The 18,766-nt window shown below is 61.6% G+C and carries 16 protein-coding genes; 12 read left to right on the forward strand and 4 right to left on the reverse strand.

Annotated elements, in window-relative coordinates; genetic code table 11:
• The first annotated feature begins 180 nt into the window (after positions 1-180).
• From AC0L3N_RS03590 to AC0L3N_RS03625, 8 genes are read left to right on the forward strand one after another with little or no spacing between them, the layout of a single operon-like run.
• The gene (locus AC0L3N_RS03590; RefSeq protein ID WP_473545651.1) at positions 181-1,722 is read left to right on the forward strand and encodes a sugar ABC transporter ATP-binding protein; all 1,542 of its coding nucleotides are present in this window, start codon (positions 181-183) and stop codon (positions 1,720-1,722) included.
• 19 nt (positions 1,723-1,741) lie between these two features.
• Positions 1,742-2,731, forward strand: coding sequence for an ABC transporter permease (locus AC0L3N_RS03595; RefSeq protein ID WP_123147198.1), 990 nt, complete (start codon positions 1,742-1,744; stop codon positions 2,729-2,731).
• Between the two features lie 29 nt (positions 2,732-2,760).
• Positions 2,761-3,741 (forward strand): sugar-binding transcriptional regulator, encoded by a 981-nt coding sequence (locus tag AC0L3N_RS03600; protein ID WP_473545653.1) that lies wholly within the window; start codon positions 2,761-2,763, stop codon positions 3,739-3,741.
• On the forward strand, positions 3,738-4,733 hold the full coding sequence (locus tag AC0L3N_RS03605; RefSeq protein WP_473545655.1) for an aldo/keto reductase: 996 nt from the start codon (positions 3,738-3,740) through the stop codon (positions 4,731-4,733). The genes AC0L3N_RS03600 and AC0L3N_RS03605 overlap by 4 nt, the downstream gene beginning before the upstream one ends.
• A gap of 18 nt (positions 4,734-4,751) precedes the next feature.
• Positions 4,752-6,488 (forward strand): glycerol-3-phosphate dehydrogenase/oxidase, encoded by a 1,737-nt coding sequence (locus AC0L3N_RS03610; protein ID WP_473545657.1) that lies wholly within the window; start codon positions 4,752-4,754, stop codon positions 6,486-6,488.
• On the forward strand, positions 6,461-7,303 hold the full coding sequence (locus AC0L3N_RS03615) for a class I fructose-bisphosphate aldolase (RefSeq protein ID WP_473545659.1): 843 nt from the start codon (positions 6,461-6,463) through the stop codon (positions 7,301-7,303). Before AC0L3N_RS03610 ends, AC0L3N_RS03615 begins: the two co-directional genes overlap by 28 nt.
• A gap of 25 nt (positions 7,304-7,328) precedes the next feature.
• Entirely contained in the window at positions 7,329-8,843 is a 1,515-nt protein-coding gene (locus AC0L3N_RS03620; protein ID WP_473545661.1) for an FGGY-family carbohydrate kinase, read from the forward strand.
• Entirely contained in the window at positions 8,807-10,462 is a 1,656-nt protein-coding gene (locus AC0L3N_RS03625; RefSeq protein WP_473545663.1) for a GMC family oxidoreductase, read from the forward strand. Before AC0L3N_RS03620 ends, AC0L3N_RS03625 begins: the two co-directional genes overlap by 37 nt.
• A gap of 84 nt (positions 10,463-10,546) precedes the next feature.
• Here the strand turns inward: AC0L3N_RS03625 and AC0L3N_RS03630 are convergent, their stop codons facing one another.
• Positions 10,547-11,335 carry a class I SAM-dependent methyltransferase gene (locus AC0L3N_RS03630; protein WP_473545665.1) on the reverse strand — a complete coding sequence of 263 codons (789 nt, stop codon included), beginning with the start codon at positions 11,333-11,335 and terminating at the stop codon, positions 10,547-10,549.
• 115 nt (positions 11,336-11,450) lie between these two features.
• Between AC0L3N_RS03630 and AC0L3N_RS03635 the strand changes: the two genes are divergently transcribed.
• From AC0L3N_RS03635 to AC0L3N_RS03650, 4 genes are all read left to right on the forward strand, one after another.
• Entirely contained in the window at positions 11,451-12,581 is a 1,131-nt protein-coding gene (locus AC0L3N_RS03635; RefSeq protein WP_473545666.1) for an ABC transporter substrate-binding protein, read from the forward strand.
• Positions 12,571-13,638 carry a FecCD family ABC transporter permease gene (locus tag AC0L3N_RS03640; RefSeq protein WP_473545668.1) on the forward strand — a complete coding sequence of 356 codons (1,068 nt, stop codon included), beginning with the start codon at positions 12,571-12,573 and terminating at the stop codon, positions 13,636-13,638. Before AC0L3N_RS03635 ends, AC0L3N_RS03640 begins: the two co-directional genes overlap by 11 nt.
• Positions 13,632-14,417, forward strand: a complete 786-nt coding sequence (locus AC0L3N_RS03645) for an ABC transporter ATP-binding protein (protein WP_473545670.1) — start codon at positions 13,632-13,634, stop codon at positions 14,415-14,417. Before AC0L3N_RS03640 ends, AC0L3N_RS03645 begins: the two co-directional genes overlap by 7 nt.
• A gap of 194 nt (positions 14,418-14,611) precedes the next feature.
• Positions 14,612-15,106 carry a hypothetical protein gene (locus tag AC0L3N_RS03650; RefSeq protein WP_244602677.1) on the forward strand — a complete coding sequence of 165 codons (495 nt, stop codon included), beginning with the start codon at positions 14,612-14,614 and terminating at the stop codon, positions 15,104-15,106.
• 155 nt (positions 15,107-15,261) lie between these two features.
• On the opposite strand, the gene AC0L3N_RS03655 is transcribed toward AC0L3N_RS03650, so the two are convergent.
• The 3 genes from AC0L3N_RS03655 to AC0L3N_RS03665 are packed head-to-tail and all read right to left on the reverse strand — an operon-like array spanning position 15,262 to position 18,762.
• Entirely contained in the window at positions 15,262-16,875 is a 1,614-nt protein-coding gene (locus tag AC0L3N_RS03655; RefSeq protein ID WP_473545672.1) for a DUF7055 domain-containing protein, read from the reverse strand.
• A gap of 57 nt (positions 16,876-16,932) precedes the next feature.
• Positions 16,933-18,087 (reverse strand): glycosyltransferase family 4 protein, encoded by a 1,155-nt coding sequence (locus AC0L3N_RS03660; RefSeq protein ID WP_473545674.1) that lies wholly within the window; start codon positions 18,085-18,087, stop codon positions 16,933-16,935.
• A gap of 12 nt (positions 18,088-18,099) precedes the next feature.
• Positions 18,100-18,762, reverse strand: a complete 663-nt coding sequence (locus tag AC0L3N_RS03665; RefSeq protein ID WP_473545676.1) for a class I SAM-dependent methyltransferase — start codon at positions 18,760-18,762, stop codon at positions 18,100-18,102.
• Between the last annotated feature and the right edge of the window lie 4 nt (positions 18,763-18,766).

Here is an 18,766-nt window from a genome sequence, read left to right on the forward strand (position 1 = left end):
AAACCCCCTTTTTTTTTTTTTTGGCCCCCCACCCCCCCCCCGCCCCCCCCACCCGCCATCGTTAAAACCCCCCCTTTTTTGGGGGGGGGGGGGGGGGCGCCGGGGGGCGGGGGGGGGGGGCCCCGCCCCCCCCCCTCGACCAGGCCATTTTCATCAATCTCAACGCTGCAGGGGGACGGAGTGACTGCCGCCGCCATTCTTGAAATCCGCGACATATCGAAATCCTTCGGCGCCATCAAAGCGCTGACCGGGGTCGATTTCACGCTGCAGCGAGGCGAAATTCACGCGCTGTGCGGCGAGAATGGCGCGGGCAAGTCCACGCTGATGAACATCATCGCCGGCATTGTGCAGCCCGACGATGGCACCATTCGTCTCGAAGGCAAGGGCGTCACCATCGCATCGCCATCCGTCGCGCAGCGGCTTGGCATAGGCCTCGTCCATCAGGAAATCGCGCTGTGCCAGGATGCTACGGTCGCCGAAAATATCCTCATGGCGGCCATCAACAATCGGCGCGCGCCGCTGATGAATTTTCGCCGGCTCTACGCCGAAGCGCAGAAGATAATGGACCTGCTGGCGCCGATCCCGGTCGAGACACCGGTCGCCGACCTTTCGATTTCCAACCAGCAGCTTGTGGAAATCGCCAAGGCGCTGACGCTCGAATGCCGGGTGCTGATGCTCGACGAGCCGACAGCCGCCCTGACCGAGACCGAGGCGCGGCGCCTTTTCGCAATCGTCCGCGATCTCAAGGCGCGCGGAATTTCAATCATCTACATCAGCCACCGCATGGCCGAGATCTTCAGCCTGTGCGACCGCGTCACGGTGTTTCGTGACGGCAGATATGTAGCGACCGATTTGATCGCTTCGGTCACTCCCAACGATGTCGTGCGCAAGATGGTCGGGCGCGAAATCACGCAGCTCTATCCGCAAAAGCTCTCGCCTGAACGGCGCACCGACCGCCCTGTGCTGTCGGTCGGGAATCTCTCCTATCGAGAGGGTTCCGACGGCGTCAGCTTCACGCTTCGTGCAGGCGAAATTCTTGGCATCGGCGGATTGATTGGCGCTGGCCGCAGCGAGATGGTTCAGACCGTTTGCGGCTTGCGCGCGAAGCTGTCGGGATCGGTCGAACTCAATGGCGAGCCGGTCAGCATCAGGACCTACAGCGATGCAGTGCGCGCCGGCCTGGTCTACCTCTCCGAGGACCGCAAGGCGTCTGGCCTGTTCCTCGACCTATCGGTTGCCTCGAACATCTCCGCGCTGGACCTTCGGAAACTGACCACACCACTTGGGCTGCTCGATCGCCGCGCCGAGGCAAAGCAAGCCACCGACCTGGTCGAGCGCCACGGTGTGCGCATGGGCGGCATCGAGACACAGGTGTCGACGCTTAGTGGTGGCAATCAGCAGAAAGTCGCCATCGCCAGGCTTCTTTCGGTCGGCCCCAAGGTGGTCATTCTGGACGAGCCCACACGCGGGGTTGATGTCGGCGCCAAAGTGGAAATTCATCGCCTGCTTCGCGACCTCGCCGAGCGGGGCGTCGGCGTCATCGTGATTTCATCCGAGCTTCCGGAATTGATCGGGCTCAGCGACCGGGTGCTTGTCATACGCGAAGGTGCCCTCGTCGGCGAACTTGAGGCGGACGAATTGACCGAAGAAGCGATCATGCTGCTGGCTTCGGGTGTCCGGCAGAAACGATCAAACGCAAGGCAGGTTCAGAATGTCGCTTAGACAGACCGGAGGAACCCTCATGGACGCCGAAATCAAGGCGAGCGCCCCCGGGCTTGGCGGGCGCAACTGGCTGCGTCTGGGGTCAATGCGCGAGGCGGGGCTGATCGCAATCATGCTGGCGCTGTGCCTCGCCATGACATTCGCCTCGCCGCATTTCCTGACTTGGGGGAATTTCCGCGCGATGCTGATGAGCTTCTCCATTGAAGGCATCGTCGTGGTCGGCATGACGATACTCCTCATTGTCGGCGGCATCGACCTGTCCGTCGGGTCGGTGGTCTGCTTCTCCATGGTCGTGTCAGGCGCTCTCTTCCTGATGGGTCTGGACCCGTGGACCGCGAGTCTCATCGGCATAGGCGCCAGCGCGCTGATCGGCGCGGTCATGGGCTTCTTCGTGACCGTTATCGGGCTCAATCACTTCATCACATCGCTGGCGGCGATGGTGATCGTGCGCGGTCTCTGCCTTGTCATCACCAAGGGAACCCCGCTGTCGCTGTTCACCCTGCCGCCCGGATTCAAGGCGATCGGCCAGGGCAGCTTCGGCAATGTGCCCTATGTCATCGTCATCTTTGTTGTGGTCGTGGCCATCTTCGATTTTCTGCTTCGGCGTGCCACCGCCTTCCGCAAGGTCTTCTATACCGGCAGCAACGAGAAGGCGGCCCAATTTTCGGGCATCAAGACCAAGCAGGTCAAATTCTGGGTAACGGTCCTCTGCTCCACCCTCGCGGGCTTTGCCGGCGTCATCTATATGTCACGCTTTGGCGCTGCGACCCCGACCTTCGGCGCTGGCATGGAGCTCAACATCATCGCCGCGGCGGTGATTGGCGGAGCATCGCTCAATGGCGGCTCGGGCACCATCTTCGGCGCCATACTGGGCATGGCGCTGCTCTCGGTCGTCACAAGTTCGCTGATCCTGCTCGACGTTTCCGTCTATTGGCAGGACATGATCAAGGGATGCATCCTGCTCGCGGCGGTATCGATTGACCATTTCCTGCACCGCAGGAAATCGTGAGCAGCAGCGGCGAGAGTTGAGCATCCATCATGTCACCAACCAATTCGCGGGACGACGTCACGATCGTCCGCCAGATGTATCAGGCGCTTGTGCTTCATTACATGGAAGCCAAGACGCAGGCGGAAATCGCCAAAGCGCTCGGCATCTCGCATGCGACCGTCAACCGCCTCATCAAACGCGGTCATCAACTCGGGCTTGTCGAGATCAAGATCAAGTCGCCGGTCGAGCAACTGGTCGACATCGAGGCGCGACTTGTCGCGATAGGGGGACTCCAAAGGGCTGTCGTCGTCCCTTCCGTTTCGGACAATCCGCAGACTGCGCTTCAGCGTGTCGGCGAGGCCGCGGCCAGGCTGGTGCTCGAGACGATCAAGGACGGCGACACGATTTCCATTACCGGGGGCAAAGGAGTGAGTGCCGTCGTCGCCGGCCTCAAGCCGAACCGAAGCTACGACGTCGAGGTCGTTCCCGCGACCGGCCTGGTTCAGGGCAAGCATTACACCGACGTCAATCATGTCGCGTCGCTGATGGCCGACAAACTCGGCGGGCGCGCCTATCAGGTTCACGCGCCGCTGTTTGCCGACAGCCCGGCCCAACGCGACATGCTGATGGGCGTGCGGGCGGTTTCGGATGTCTTCAGCAAGGCGCGGGAAGCAACGCTTGCGGTCGTCGGCATCGGCTCCATCCTGACCGACGATTCGAGCTACTACGATCTGCACCCGTCCTCGAGCGCCGACCGGCTGGCCATCGAACGCTCGGGCGCGGCGGGCGAGCTGCTCGCGCATCTCATAGACAGCAACGGCAAGCTCGCCGACTACCGCCTCAACCACTCACTGGTTTCGCTGACGCTCGAGGAATTCGCGACCATTCCGCAGTCGATAGGGGTCGCCAGCGGCGCAAGCAAGGTGGTCCCGATCCTCAGTGCCATGCGCGGCGCTCACCTCGACACTCTCGTCACCGACGAAACCACCGGCTTGAAGATCCTCGAGCTCGCCGAAGGAAATGCAGCATGAATTCTCGACAAATCACCCGCTCAATCGGCAAGTCCGGCGTTGTCGCTTCGGCGGTGGGACTCGGCACCTGGGCCATCGGCGGCTGGATGTGGGGTGGCACGGATGAAGCAGAATCGATCGCTGCGATCCAGGCGTCCATCGATGCCGGCGTCTCGCTGATCGACACCGCGCCGGCTTACGGTCTCGGCCGCAGCGAGGAGATCGTCGGCAAGGCCATCAAGGGCCGGCGCGACCGCGCGGCCATCGCCACCAAATGTGGCCTGAACTGGCATTCGAAAAAGGGCAATCACTTCTTCGATCAGGATGGAACGCCGGTGAACCGATATCTCGGTGCCGAGGGCATTGCTTATGAAGTGGAACAGAGCCTGCGGCGGCTCGGCACCGATTATATCGATCTCTACATCACCCATTGGCAGGACCCGACGACCCCCATTGCCGAAACAATGCAAGCGCTCGAACGCCTCAAATCAGCTGGCAAGATCCGCGCCATCGGCGCAAGCAATCTCAGCCCCGCCGAGCTGCAGCACTACGTGACCGCTGGCCAGCTCGACGCGATCCAGGAAAAATATTCGATGCTGGATCGCGAGATTGAGCAGACATTGCTGCCGATCGCGCGCCAGCATCAGGTCGCTGCGCTCAGTTACTCGTCGCTTGCACTCGGCCTGCTTTCGGGCGCCATCGATCCGGCGCGTGAGTTCAGCGGTGACGACCAGCGCAAGGACAATCCGCGCTTCTCTCAGGCCAGCCGGCGCAAGGTAGCCGCTTTGAAGCATGCCCTGACCCCGGTCGCGGAGGTCCACCAGGCAAGCATGGCGCAGATCGTCATCGCCTGGACGCTGGCGCAGCCCGGCATCACCTTCGCGTTGTGTGGAGCGCGAAACGCGACGCAGGCGCTCGACAACGCCAGGGCAGGGGAGATTTTACTGAGCGCCGCGGAACTGACCGCCATCGATGCGGCGGTGGCCGGGCATCTCGTAGCGATAGATGCGTGATCGAAAGCGCGTCCTGAGATGAATCGCATCCAGACGATCGCCGGCTTGCGCGAGAACCCCGATATTGACGTCCTCGTCATAGGCGGCGGCATTAACGGCATCAGCGTGTTTCGCGACCTCGCTTTGCAGGGCGTCGATGTCCTGCTCGCGGAAAAGGGCGATTATTGTTCCGGCGCCAGTGGAGCCCTCTCGCGCATGGTACATGGCGGCTTGCGCTATCTTGAAAACGGCGAGTTCAAGCTGGTCCGCGAATCTCTGCTCGAACGCGATCGGCTATTGAAGAACGCGCCGCATTACGTTGCGCCACTGCCAACCACGGTGCCTATCTTCGACCTGTTCTCAGGCATCGCAAATGGCGCATTCCGCTTCCTTGGGCTAAGCCGTCGTCCGGGTCGGCGCGGCGCATTGGTCATCAAGACCGGCTTGGCGATGTATGACTTCTTCACCGCCGCACGGCGTATCGTCCCGCCGCATAAATTCAGGAGCCGCGCTGAAACACTCAAGGTCTGGCCTGCAATCAATCCTGCTATTCGCAATTCGGCGACATACTATGACGCCTGGGTCAGCCACCCCGAGCGGCTGGGTACCGAGATGCTGCGCGACACCATGAAGGAAAAACCGTCCGCCCGGGCGCTCAACTATGCACGCGTATCGCTCGGTGACGCGAGCCTGGTGCTTAACGACGGACTGTCTGGCGAAACCGTGGCCGTAAAGCCGCGGCTCGTCGTCAACGCCACCGGCGGCTGGATCGACTTGACCAATTCGGCGATCGGAGCCGTTGCGCCGAAGCTTATGGGCGGCACCAAAGGTTCGCATCTGATCGTCGACAATCGCGAGCTTCATGACGCGCTCGACGGCCACATGATCTACTACGAGAACGAGGACGGACGGATCTGCATCCTGTTCCCCTATCTCGGCAACGTGCTGGTCGGCTCGACGGATATCCGTGTCGACGATCCCGACCAGGCGCGCTGTGTGGATGACGAGCGGCAATACATTCTGCAGTCCCTGTCCTTCGTGTTTCCCGGGATCGAGATCGCTGATACCGACATCGTCTTTCAGTTCACCGGGGTGAGGCCACTGCCAATAAGCCAAGACAATTTTACCGGGCGCATTCCCCGCGATCATTTCTGCGAGCTCATCGAGGGCGCCGGTATAGTGCCGCCGACGCTCTGCATGATCGGCGGGAAATGGACAACCTTCCGATCGTTCGGCGAGCTGGCAGCGAATATGGTGCTCGAGCGATTGTGCCGACAGCGCATCGTCGGCACCCAAAACATGCCGATCGGCGGCGGCCGGCATTTTCCCATTGCCCCGGCAAAATGGTGCGCAGAACGCGCGGCGGGGCATGGCCTGTCGCTTGACCGCATGCGTAGCCTCTTCAAGCGCTACGGCACCGCGGCGGATGCCGTCGCCGCCCATATGGCAGCGGGACATGACGAGCTCTTGCCCGGCAACGACTACTCGGCCCGGGAGATCCAATATCTCATTGCCAATGAATATGTCGAACAGCTGGAGGACCTGCTGCTTCGCCGCACGACAATCGCCATCACCGGCGCTCTCTCTTCCGGCCTTCTCGATGCGGTTCTCGATATTCTCGCTGTGGAAAAGAACTGGGACGCCGCGCGCAAGGCATTCGAGCGCACCGATTTCCTCGCCCTGTTGCAACGCCGGCACGGCGTCGATCTCGACCAGCTATCCCAAGAAGACGAAGGAAGGAGCGCCGAATGCGCATCAACAAGAAAGTCCGCATGAACCGATTGTTCGGCCGGGCGCGCTGTCTCGACGTCGCAATCGACCATGGCGTGTGCAACGAGCCGTCGTTTCTGGAAGGGCTCGAGGATATGGCCGGCGTCGTCGCCCAGCTGGTTGCCGCGGGACCGGACGCCATTCAGATGAATTATGGCCAAGCCGATCTGCTGCAGTCCTTGCCCGGCAAGGACAAGCCGGCATTGGTCATGCGCATAGACATGGGCAATCCATATAACAAAACCCGCCATCGCTCGATGTGGGCCATCCTGCAGAACGAAGCCGAACCACTGATCGGCGCGCTGGAGATGGACGCGGCCTGTGTGGTCGTCAATCTATTCATGCTACCCGACGAGCCGGACCTGTTCCGGCAATGCGTCCACAACATTGCCCGCGTTCGCGCCGACTGCGAAAAATACGGCCTGCCGCTGATGATCGAGCCGCTGGCGATGCTGCCGAACTCGGATCGCGGAGGCTACATGGTCGACGGCGACCCCGAAAAGATCGTCACCCTGACCCGGCTCGCCAGCGAGATGGGCGCCGACATCATCAAGGCGGACCCGACCACCGATCCGAACGACTTCCACCGGGTGGTGGCGGCGGCGCGCTGTCCTGTCCTTGTGCGCGGTGGGGGCAGGGAGGATTTGCGCGCAGTCTTCGACAAGTCGGCGGCGCTGATGGCACAAGGCGCGGCAGGCATGGTCTATGGCCGCAACATATACCAGCATTCCAACCCTCGCGCCGTCGTGAGAGGATTGATGGCGATCATCCATGAGAATGCGGATGGCGCGGCGGCCTGGGAGCTCTACCAACAAGAATAATCTTTGCAGCTTGGGAGGAGCTTCAATGCAGCGATACATTCTTGGTCTTGATGCGGGCAATACCGTCATCAAGGCCATCATCTTCGACACCGCCGGTCGCGAACTCGCGCTCGCCGCCCGGGACGGCCGCTCCTGCATGCCAAAGCCCGGCCATGTCGAGCGGGACCTCGGCGAATTATGGCGCAACGCCGTCGAGGTCATCCGTCAGTGTCTCGACCAGTCGGGCATCGACCCCCGCGACATCGCGGCGATCGGCTGCGCCGGCCACGGCAACGGGCTCTACGCACTGGACCGCGGCGGTGACCCGCTGCTCGGCATCCAGTCGCTCGACACGCGCGGCATCGGCATCGTCAGCGAATGGGCAGCCGCGGGCGTTGGCGACCGGACCTATGTCCACTGCCTGCAACGGCCCTGGGCGGCGCAGACGCCGACTCTGCTGGCGTGGCTCAGGCGCCATGACCCGGCGCTCTTTGCCAAAATAGGCACCGTCTTCCTGTGCAAGGATTTTATCGTCAACCGCCTCACCGGCACGCGCTCGACCGAGACCTCGGATATGTCGGGCTGCGGGCTTTTGCACATGCCTGATCGACGCTACGAGCGAGAGTTGCTGGCCGCCTACGGGCTCGACGATTGCATGGAACTGCTGCCGAACGTGCTGGAGGCTTCCGACATCGCCGGCCATGTCACGCGGGATGTCGCCGCTGCTACCGGCCTTCCTGCGGGCACGCCTGTGGTGGCGGGCCTGTTCGATGTCGTCGCCAGCGCCATCGGTTCGGGCGTCACCAGCACCGGCGCCGCCTCGATCATTGCCGGCACCTGGAGCATCAACCAGGTCATCACCGAAGAGCCGATCCGCGATCCGTCGATCTTCATGCTGTCGACCTTCGATCCGGTGCGCTACCTCGCCATCGAATCGAGCGCCACTTCGGCCGCAAATCTCGAATGGATCGTGCGTGAGTTCTTCGAGCATGCGCCGCCGGCAGGCGCATCGCCATTCGAAATCTGCAGCGAGCTTGTTGCGTCCGTCGATCCCGCGGGAGACATGCCGATCTACCACCCCTTCCTTTACGGTTCGCAGCAGAATGGCAAGGCGCGTGCAGGTTTCTACGGCATCGCCGGCTGGCATACACGGGCGCATATGCTGCGCGCACTGTTCGAGGGCGTCGTCTTCGAACACCGGCGGCATGTCGAGACGCTGCGCCGAGCGGGAGCGCCTGTCAGCCAGGCGGTTCTTTCGGGCGGCGGCTCGCGCAGCGCCATCTGGCCGCAGATATTCGCGGATGTGCTGGACGTGCCGGTGACCGTGGCGCGCAGCCGCGAGACGGGGGCGCTGGGAGCTGCAATTGCAGCCGGGACAGGCGTCGGCCTGTTTACCGACTTCTCTGCGGGCGCCGCCGCGATGACCGCGCCCGACCGCTGCTACCAGCCCAACAGCGCAATCGCACCGGCCTATGAGCAGCGTTATCGTCTTTATGGCGAGATCAACCAGGCCATGGGTCCGCTATGGGACAGGATGGCAAGCGAACGGACGTCCAATTGACACAGACCGCTGCCGATTTTGGACAATACGACTTCATCATCGTCGGCGCAGGCTCAGCCGGCTGCGTGCTGGCCAACAGACTATCGGCCAATCCAGCCATGCGCGTGCTGCTTCTGGAAGCCGGCGGCAGCGATCGCTACCACTGGGTCAACATTCCCATCGGCTATCTCTACTGCATGGGCAACCCGCGCACCGATTGGCTGATGAAGGCCGAGCCGGAGGCCGGGCTGAACGGTCGTGCGCTCAACTATCCGCGCGGCAAGCTTCTGGGCGGCTGCTCGTCGATCAACGGCATGATCTACATGCGCGGCCAGGCGGCCGACTATGATGGCTGGCGGCAAGCCGGAAATCTCGGTTGGGGCTGGGATGACGTGCTTCCGTATTTCCGTAAGTCCGAGGACCATTTTGGTGGCGCCAACGACCTTCACGGCGCCGGTGGCGAATGGCGCGTCGAGCGCCAGCGCCTGTCGTGGCCAATCCTGGATGCCTTCCGCGACGCTGCCGAGGAACTCGGCATCCCCCGGACCGAGGATTTCAACGGCGGGACCAACGAAGGGTCGGGCTATTTCGAGGTCAACCAGAGGAAAGGCGTGCGCTGGAATACCTCGAAGGCGTTCCTGCGCAGCGTGCTGCGGCGGCCGAATTTGCGCGTCGTCACCGGCGCCGAGACCGAGATGCTGGATTTCGACGGAGCTTGCGTCACCGGCGTTGTCTTCCGCATGGGCGGCCAGCTGCATCGTGCGCGGGCAGGCGAGACGATCCTTGCCGCCGGCGCGATCAATTCGCCGAAGCTGCTCGAGCTTTCCGGCGTCGGCCGACCTGCCGTGCTTGGCGCAGCAGGAATCCCGGTTCGCCACGCGCTGGAAGGCGTCGGCGAGAACTTGCAGGATCATTTGCAGATCCGCACAGTCTTCAAGGTCGCCAACGCCTCGACGCTAAACCAGCGCTACCACAATCCGTTCAGCCGTGCGGCCATGGGCGTCGAATACGCTATCCGTCGCAGCGGGCCGCTGTCGATGGCTCCGAGTCAGCTTGGTATCTTCGCCAGAAGCGACCCACGCCTGGAGACGCCCGATCTCGAATACCATGTCCAGCCGTTGAGCACTGACCGGCTGGGCGAGCCGCTGCATCGCTTCCCCGCGGTCACGGTTTCGGTCTGCAATCTCAGACCGGAAAGCCGCGGCACCGTCCACATGGAGGCGTCCGATCCGCAGGCGGCTCCGAAGATCCGGCCGAACTATTTGTCTACCGAGGGAGACAGGACCGTGGCTGTAGCATCGCTTCGCCACGTCCGCCGCTTGATGAAGGCGCGCGCCATTGCCCGTTTCGCGCCTGAGGAAATGCTGCCCGGTGCACACTATGAAAGCGACGAAGATCTCGTCCTCAAGGCCGGCGATATCGGCACGACGATTTTCCACCCGGTCGGCACCTGCAAGATGGGCGGGGATTCGAGGGCGGTGGTCGACGGCCGGCTGCGGGTGCACGGCATTTCTGGCCTGCGCGTCGTCGACGCCTCGATCATGCCGACGATCGTTTCCGGCAACACCAACTCTCCAGTGGTCATGATCGCGGAGAAGGCATCGGAGATGATCCTGCAGGACGCCAACCAGAAGAAATAATCCTCGGTGGCGCATCTGAGCTGACGCAGACCGGCAGCTATTCGCTGTCGTGCCGTCGCCCCGCTCCATGCAGCGCCGAGGCGTTTACTGCGGCTTTGTCGCGCAGATCGCGAAACGGTGTTGAGTGGCGCGTTCGAGCGCCTTGGGCCAACTCATCCGGCGAGCCTGGGCGCGATGGATCGCGCCCAGTTTCCAGTCGACGACCGGCTGCTCGAACCCGGCTTCGGCCAGCAAGCGAACTATCTCTTCCGCCCGTGCGCCGCCTGAGAAATAGACACGGGCAAGAATGTTCTGGTGACGTCTGGCCATGGTGGCGCCGTCATTGTCCGAGAGCCGGGACTTGCCGGCCGTGAGCTTCTCCCAGACTTCCCGCAAGCGCGTCGCCCAGCTGCGGCTGACAAAATCGCCGTCGATGACCAGCAGCTTGCCGCCGGGCTTCAGCAGCGAGCACCATTCGGCAAAGGCTGCCTTCGGATCCAGCAGCGTCCAGACCAGGTGACGGGTGACGATGACATCGTAGCTCGCTCTGTCCTCGAGCGTCCGTTCGGCATCCCTCACGATGAAGCGGATATCTGCGCCGCGTTTTCGTGCCTTGGCGCGCGCCTTGGCGAGCATGGCTTCCGACCAGTCGAGGCCTGTCACCACAAAGCCTAGATCGTGCATCAGATGCGAAATGACGCCTGTCCCGCAGGCGAGATCCAGAGACGCCCGCCCGGCGCCAGGCCCAATGTGCCTGCTTATGAGCGCGTGCCAGGCGGCCCGCTCCTGCTCGGAAAAAATCTCGTGGCCGACCTGCAGGTCGAATGTCTCGGCGCGGTCGGACCAATAGTCCCGAATTTCGTCGCGCAGCGAATAGTTTGCGTGAGCCGTCATTGCCCGAAACGCTCTCCCCGAAAGCGGTACATTGGAATTGCTCTAAAAGATAATTCTTGATTACAAAACTCATGTTTTCTAAAGCCGGGCCGGTAAACTGAATTGCGAGAGCCCAATGATCTTGAAGTCGATATTCGCGGCCGCGGTCGCCCTCGCGGCCTTGATGCCGCTAACCCATGGCGCGCGCGCCGAGACCGTCACCGACATTACCGGCCGCAAGGTCGAGGTGAAGACGCCGGTCGAGAAGGTCATCCTCGGCGAAGGCCGGCAGATCTACCTCATCGCCGCGCTCGATACCGACAACCCCTTCAAGCGCATCGTTGGCTGGCGCGAGGATTTCTCCCAGGCCGATCCCGACAATTACGCCGTCTATCTGGAAAAATTCCCGTCGATGGCGGCGATACCGACCTTCGGCGGTTTCAAGGACGGCACCTTCGACATCGAGCAGGCCATCGCGCTTCAGCCGGACGTGATGATCATGAACATCGAGTCCAAGCAGGCAACCGAGGACGCGCAATACATCGAGAAGCTCGCCGCCGTCGGCATTCCGGTGGTCTATGTCGATTTCCGCGAGCAACCCTTCACCAACACCGAGCCGAGCATGCGCCTGATCGGCAAGCTGCTTGGCCAGGAACAGCGGGCCGAGGCGTTCATCGCCTACCGCGCGGCCCAGATCGCGCGCGTCACCGATGTGATCGCCGAGAAGAATCCCAAGCGCCCGACCGTGTTCATCGATCGCGCCGGGGGCTATTCTGATGATTGCTGCATGAGCTTCGGCAACGACAATTTTGGTAAGTTCGTCGACATGGCCGGCGGGGCCAATATCGCGGCCGACCTGATCCCGGGCACGTTTGGCGCGCTCAATCCCGAACAGATCATCGCCAGCGATCCCGACCAGGTGATTGTGACGGGCGGCAATTGGGAGGCCTATGTGCCGGGCGGCAAATGGGTCGGCGTCGGTCCCGGCGCCGACGAAGCGGCGGCACTGAAGAAACTCAAGGGCCTGACCGAGCGGCCCGCGCTAACCGGCATCAAGGCGGTGGAGAACGGCCAGGTCCACGCGATCTGGCACCAGTTCTACAACAGCCCATATCAGTTCGTCGCCATACAGCAGATGGCCAAATGGCTGCACCCCGACCTGTTCACCGATCTCGACGCCGAGGCCACCTTCAAGGAGTTGCACGAGAAGTTCCTGCCGGTCGGGTACAGGCCTGGCCATTGGGTCTCGCTCTCCGATGAGCAGTGAACCGGCCGCACTGTCAGCCAGACAAGGGCGCGGGCTCTACCGCGCCCTTGTCCTGCGCAAGCAGCTGATCCTGGCGGGGCTCGCCCTGGCGCTGCTGCTGAGCCTTTGCATCGACCTCGCGCTCGGGCCCGCAAGCTATAGCCTCGACCAGGTGGTGCTCGCCCTGGTTTCTCCCGGCAGTGTGCCGCTTCAGGTGCGCGTCGTGTTGTGGGACATCCGGCTTCCCATCGCGCTTATGGCCGTGGTCGTCGGCGCGGCACTGTCGGTCGCCGGTGCACAGATGCAGACTATCCTCAACAATCCGCTCGCCAGCCCGTTCACGCTCGGCATTTCGGCGGCGGCCAGCTTTGGCGCAGCACTCGCGCTCGCCTTCGGCGTCACGCTCATCCCCGCGGCAATCGAATATGTCGTGCCGCTCAACGCCTTCGTGGTGGCGATGCTGACCGCATTCGTTATCCACCTGCTGAGTCTCAAGCGCGGCGTGACGGTCGAAACCATCGTGCTTCTCGGCATCGCGCTCGTATTCACCTTCAATGCGCTGCTGTCGCTCGTCCAGTATCTTTCCTCAGAGCAAGCGCTCGCCGCGGTCGTGTTCTGGACCATGGGAAGCCTCACCAAGGCCACCTGGCCCAAGCTCATCATCATCAGCCTCATCCTTCTCGCAACGCTTCCGATATTCGCACGCCGCGCGTGGGCGCTGACGGCGCTGCGGCTGGGCGAAGACAAGGCCGCGAGCTTTGGCGTCAAGGTCGCGCGCCTGAGGCTCGAAACCATGATGATGGTGAGCCTGCTTGCTGCCATTCCCGTCGCCTTCGTCGGCACGATCGGCTTCATCGGGCTGGTCGGTCCGCACATCGCCCGCATGCTGATCGGGGAGGATCAGCGCTTCTTCCTGCCCGCCTCGGCGCTTTCGGGGGCACTCATCCTTTCGGCGAGTTCGGTTGCCAGCAAATCGCTCATTCCAGGCACGATCTTCCCGATCGGCATCGTCACCTCGCTAGTCGGCATTCCCTTCTTCATCTCGCTGATCCTCTCGAATGTGAGGCGCTCATGGTAACGATCAGGCTCGATGGTCTCGGAGCCTTCCACGGGACGCGGCTCGTCCTTTCGGACGTTTCAACTCCCATTTTTCGGGGTGGCGAGGTAGTCGCCGTTATCGGGCCCAACGCAGCGGGCAAGTCGACGCTGTTCAAGCGCATCGCCGGACTTCTGGAGGGCCCGGGCCGTGTCTGCCTCGAGGGAGCGGTGAAGGGGCCGGACGGCATCTGCTATATGCCGCAGGATACGGCAGCCAACGCGGTGCTGACCGTCTATGAATCGATCCTGCTCGCCCGCAAGCAGGGCTCGGCCTGGTCGGTCGGCGACGGCGACCTCGCACTCATAGACGGCATCGTGGCCGCGCTCAGCATCGCGGATATTGCCTTTCGCAACGTCGGAGAATTGAGCGGCGGGCAAAGGCAGGTGGTAAGCATTGCCCAGACCCTCGCGCGCGAACCTGAAATCCTGCTGATGGACGAGCCCACGTCCGCGCTTGACTTGCACCGGCAGGTCGAGGTGCTGAGCTTCATGCGCGGGCTTGCGCGCAAGCACGGGATTGCAGTGCTGATCGCAATTCACGACCTCAATCAGGCCCTGCGCTTCGCTGACAAATGCATCGTCATCGCCGAGGGACGGATGTTCGCCTGCGGTACGCCGGAAGAGGTCGTCACGCCGGCGCTCCTGCGTGATGTGTACCGCGTCGAGGCGAGGATCGAGCGCTGCTCGCGGGGCATCGGTCATGTAATGGTGGATGGCGTCGCGGACGAAACGGCAGCGGCCGCGTCGATGGCAGCTTAAGGCATCGCCAAGGCGGCTACTTTGGCGACGAATGGGGGCGTTCACTCACGATCGCTGCACGTCCTTCGACGAGCCGCTGTTGTACGAGACACCTTGGGTAGACAGAGGTCGTGAAAACGCGCGATAAGGTTAGCCTGCGCTAGATCTAGGGATGGCCGGGGCACCAGAAGATGGCACGCCGAATGTGCAACGCAATGCTTGGCTTCGCGGCGCTTGCCATAACCGCGTGCCAATCGGCTCCTGAAACGCCGCGACCCACCCTCGAACCTGCGTTAGGCTCTGGTACCATTCCTGCCCAAACCGCCTCGGATCCTGCCGCTGTTCCCTCCGGCTCGGCAATTATGGATCAATCCGTGGCGGTCACTCCCCCTGACAAGACCGTTCCGACAAAATATGCTGTTTTTTCGGGTCTATGGGCCGGACGTTTGGATGGGATGTATGACGCCAAACTTGCTGTTGAGACGATTTCTTCCAATGGGAAGGTGACGGTTACCTATGCCTGGGGAACTCTGGGCGACAACCATCCGGGCGAGGCCGCCGGCGTTGGAAGAATTGTGGGGACTACGTTGAAGCTTGAGCGCCTACCGAATGGCGCAGACGTCAGTCTTGTCATGCGGCCCGACAGAACCCTGGCCGGAACCGTTAGGCTTGCCGGCCAGACCTACACGGGCGCGTTCCTCAAGCAATGATCAAAGACGCGTCTGAAGGCTATGTAGGGGCCAGGCGACTGCCAGAAGGCGGAAATTGCTGGAAGTGGATGATGATCTGCCAGGTTGGGTCTGTGAAGGCCGATAAAGCTTGGCATGCGTTCTGATACCACCACGCCCAGGATGCACCCGAACACTCAGTCGTAGGCATTGGCAAACATGCTCAAATTGTCACCGCCGTGTTTGAAGCGTCCGGCGTACGAACCTTGTGGCAAGAGCAATGCCTCGCCTGAACCCATCCGCAAAGTTACAGCCTTCGGCCCGCTTGAGAGGTGGACTGGCGGATCAAAGACGGTGCCGTCAATGTCAACCGCGCCCCGTAATGGCGTTCCGGTTGCGCTGTACAGGCCATATACGCCAGGGATTGGGACATCGAAGACCTCCTGCTCACCGAGGTAAAGTCGACGGCCGGCAATCCTCAAGTTTGGCGCGACGGTGACATAGCTGTTCCGGATCAGAGGTGCGATCACTGGATAGATATATTCCGTACGGTAAGACCACAGGATCATTTTAGGCGGAGACTTACTGAATACTTCATAGGCCTCGGATCTGTCGCCCTGTCGCAAAGTCGCGAGGACATAGTGTCTATCAAGCCATAACGTCGACGGTTCGCTCCTGTTGGGCAGCATCCCGATGCCGTCGAAGTACCGGTCACCCGGAGCGAGCAAAGATTCTGCACGCGCGACCAGTTCAAGTTGCGCCGCGTTGTTGAAACGGAGGTAAACAATATTGCTGACGAAACTTAGGACCACGGCGGTCACCAGCGCCACCGATGCAATTCGGAAGTGGCGTGTGTTGGCCACGATCCGATCCAATGGTGCCAGTGACCACAATGACATGAACGGCAACGCCATGATGAATACGTAAGGCCAAGGCTGATCGTGAATGAAGACCAGAACGGTGATCACGATCGAGAAGATAAGCGCGATGCGATTTCTTTCCTCAAGCTGCCTGAACCGCATCAGTGACAAAGCCATTCCAGAGAAACAGAAGACGTAGAGTACTACGTTCCGCAAAAGCGTCTGCAACACGAGGTGCCTCAGTCCGCCGTACTCAACACCCCCGCGGGTCGCAACTTCAATCGGACCTAATACAAGGCTCTCGGCGATGGGAACTGGGTTGCTGCCGCCGAAAACGAAGCAGTACGCAAGGATCGAAAGAGCCCACCCCAACACCAGGCATGCCCCGCGAGCCAGCCCAGTTGAATAGCGTCTCATCATGGCTGCGTCAGTGACCAAGCCGAGCCCCAGCGCAACATTGAAGTAGACCGATTTTTGAGTGGCCAGGAAAGCCAGTCCGCTTAGGACGCCTGCAGCAAGTATATGTCGTGCACTCAACGCATGTGCACGCACCACGACCAGGAGCGCAGCCACCGCGAAGAACACCGCCAGCGGTTCGGCGATTGTTCGGAAAACACGCTCCATGAAGTTCGAAAAGCACAGTAGGACGAGAACGATGCTTAAGGCACGCACGCGATCCTCCCCGAGCGCACGGGCGCAGGCGTATACCATGGCAACGATCGCGCAGCCCAGCAGCGCGGTTTGTATGCGCCCGACAAGCAGAATAGACGTGGCATCCCAGCCTACCAGGTGCGCCAGCTTAAAGAACGCTGTCGATCCCGCCGCTTTACTCGGCTGAATTGTATCGAAAAGTTCCCTGAACAGATATTTGGCGTATCCGAGCTGCCCGAACTCGTCCATGACGAAGAGACTATTCCACGCAAGGACGAAAAGCAGAATAATCTTCACCATGATAAGACCGAGGGCGATTGTGCCTATCTGGTATCGGTCTCCACCGTAGGCTCGCATTCAAACATCGCCCTGATTTTCAGAAGAATTGGGCTTCTCTCCTCGTGCCAACGCAAGTAGACGCTCCGCCATAGACCTCCAGTCATAATGTGCTAACGCGTAGCGAGCCATGGCGGCCCGTTCCTTAGATGTGGGTGCAAGGGAATTAATGGCTTGGGCGCAACGTCTGGCCGAGCCTTCCGCGTCGCTGAGATCGATGGTCACGCCACGGAGCCAGTCGGTTGCGTTAGGGTCGGCTCGGTTGCTGGGTTCACCGCAGACGACCGGCAGCCCAGAAGCCATCGCCTCCTGGATTACGAGCGGAAAGCCTTCGCCCACGCTCGGCAACAGCAAGAGGTCAACGCTGCGATAGAGAGTGGCTAGAGCCTGCGGGCTCTGAGTCCCAAGGTCATGGACGTTGGCCAGTCCCCACATGGCGGGGCAGATCGGTCCGCTGCCGACCATCAGAAAGGCCAGGTCTTCCCTGGACGCAGCCAGGGCGCGTACCACCCTGAGTCCCTTCTTCTCGACATAGCGACCAACGAAGAGAATGCGGCGCGCACCCGGCGCAATTGGCATCCCGGCCAGAGCGTCCGGCTCGGGAGCCAAACCTTCGCCGGGATGAAAAACTGTACTGTCGACACCATTGAACAGTAGAGAACACGGCATGCGGGCTGGCGTACCGACAAGGTCGTGTCGCACGGTATCGCTAATGAACACGAGTGCGTCGGCTGCCCTCAGCATGGGGCGCGTGACGACGATGTTGGCCAGTGCAACTGCCGAGCGGAGCACGCGCGATGAAAAAGCAACGCCAGCAATATGCTGGACCAAGACAACGCGCTTGCGGTGCGCCTTCGCCATCAGCAATGCGAGTATCGAGGTGACGTACAATGCGTCATGCACCACCACCGCGTCGCAGCGGCGCACTTCGCGAGCCAGGGTTCGGATCGCGCGCGCACCCGGTAGGGGCATGGGCAGGCCAGTGATCTTCTCGATTGGGTTGGCGCAGGCAAGCGGGTGCGCCTCAACTTCGGTATACGGCGCTGGATCGGCATTACCAGCCGCCCAGACTGCCTCAGCACCTAAGCTTGCGAATTGGCGGCACAGTTGTCCGGCGACACGTTCTATGCCGCCGCCATGGGCCTCATAGAAATGGCTGATCGTGAGAATGCGCAACGGCTTATTCGGTCATACTGGCTCGAAGCGCATGGTTACTTCGAGCCGATTGGGAAACAGCAGTGCACCGACGCTTTTTCGATACCGCGCTGGTGTAGCGCGACAAGCGATGCGGTAGCCACTGTTGGCGGCCAGCATCTCCCATTCTGCTCGAGTGAGGTAACGCGCCCAGATCATGCCCCCAAAGGGGATATTCCCTATGGCATCCAAGGCCATGAGCCGCAGGTTGTCCAGCGTGCCGCATCTTTCGTGATCTTTGATATAAAGTGGACCGGTTACTACCCGCTGTATTTCGCGCAAGAGATCCGAACGGGCAGTGACCGGAACGTGGTGCACGACGTTGTTGAGCGTCGCTGCTTCAAAAGTTGCGTCAGCGAAAGGTAGTGTTTTGCCGTCATATTGCCGGGTTGGTACGCTGAGCGAGGAGCAGAAGCGATCGATTAGATCAACTGCCTGGACTTCGTCGACTGGGAAAAGTTCCGCCATGGCCTGGGCAATCACGCCAGTGCCGCCGCCGACGTCGAGCAGGTTCCGATGGCGCGCGGCCCATACCTCACGCAAACTATCGAGCATCGTCGCTTGATAAATTGGGACCCTGGTCCGATACACCGCGAGATGACGCGACAGGATGACTTGCAGGAGCCGCGGGTCTATCGGCGACATCGTTGTGTTCATCGTC

The organism is Mesorhizobium sp. WSM4807 (assembly GCF_055811615.1).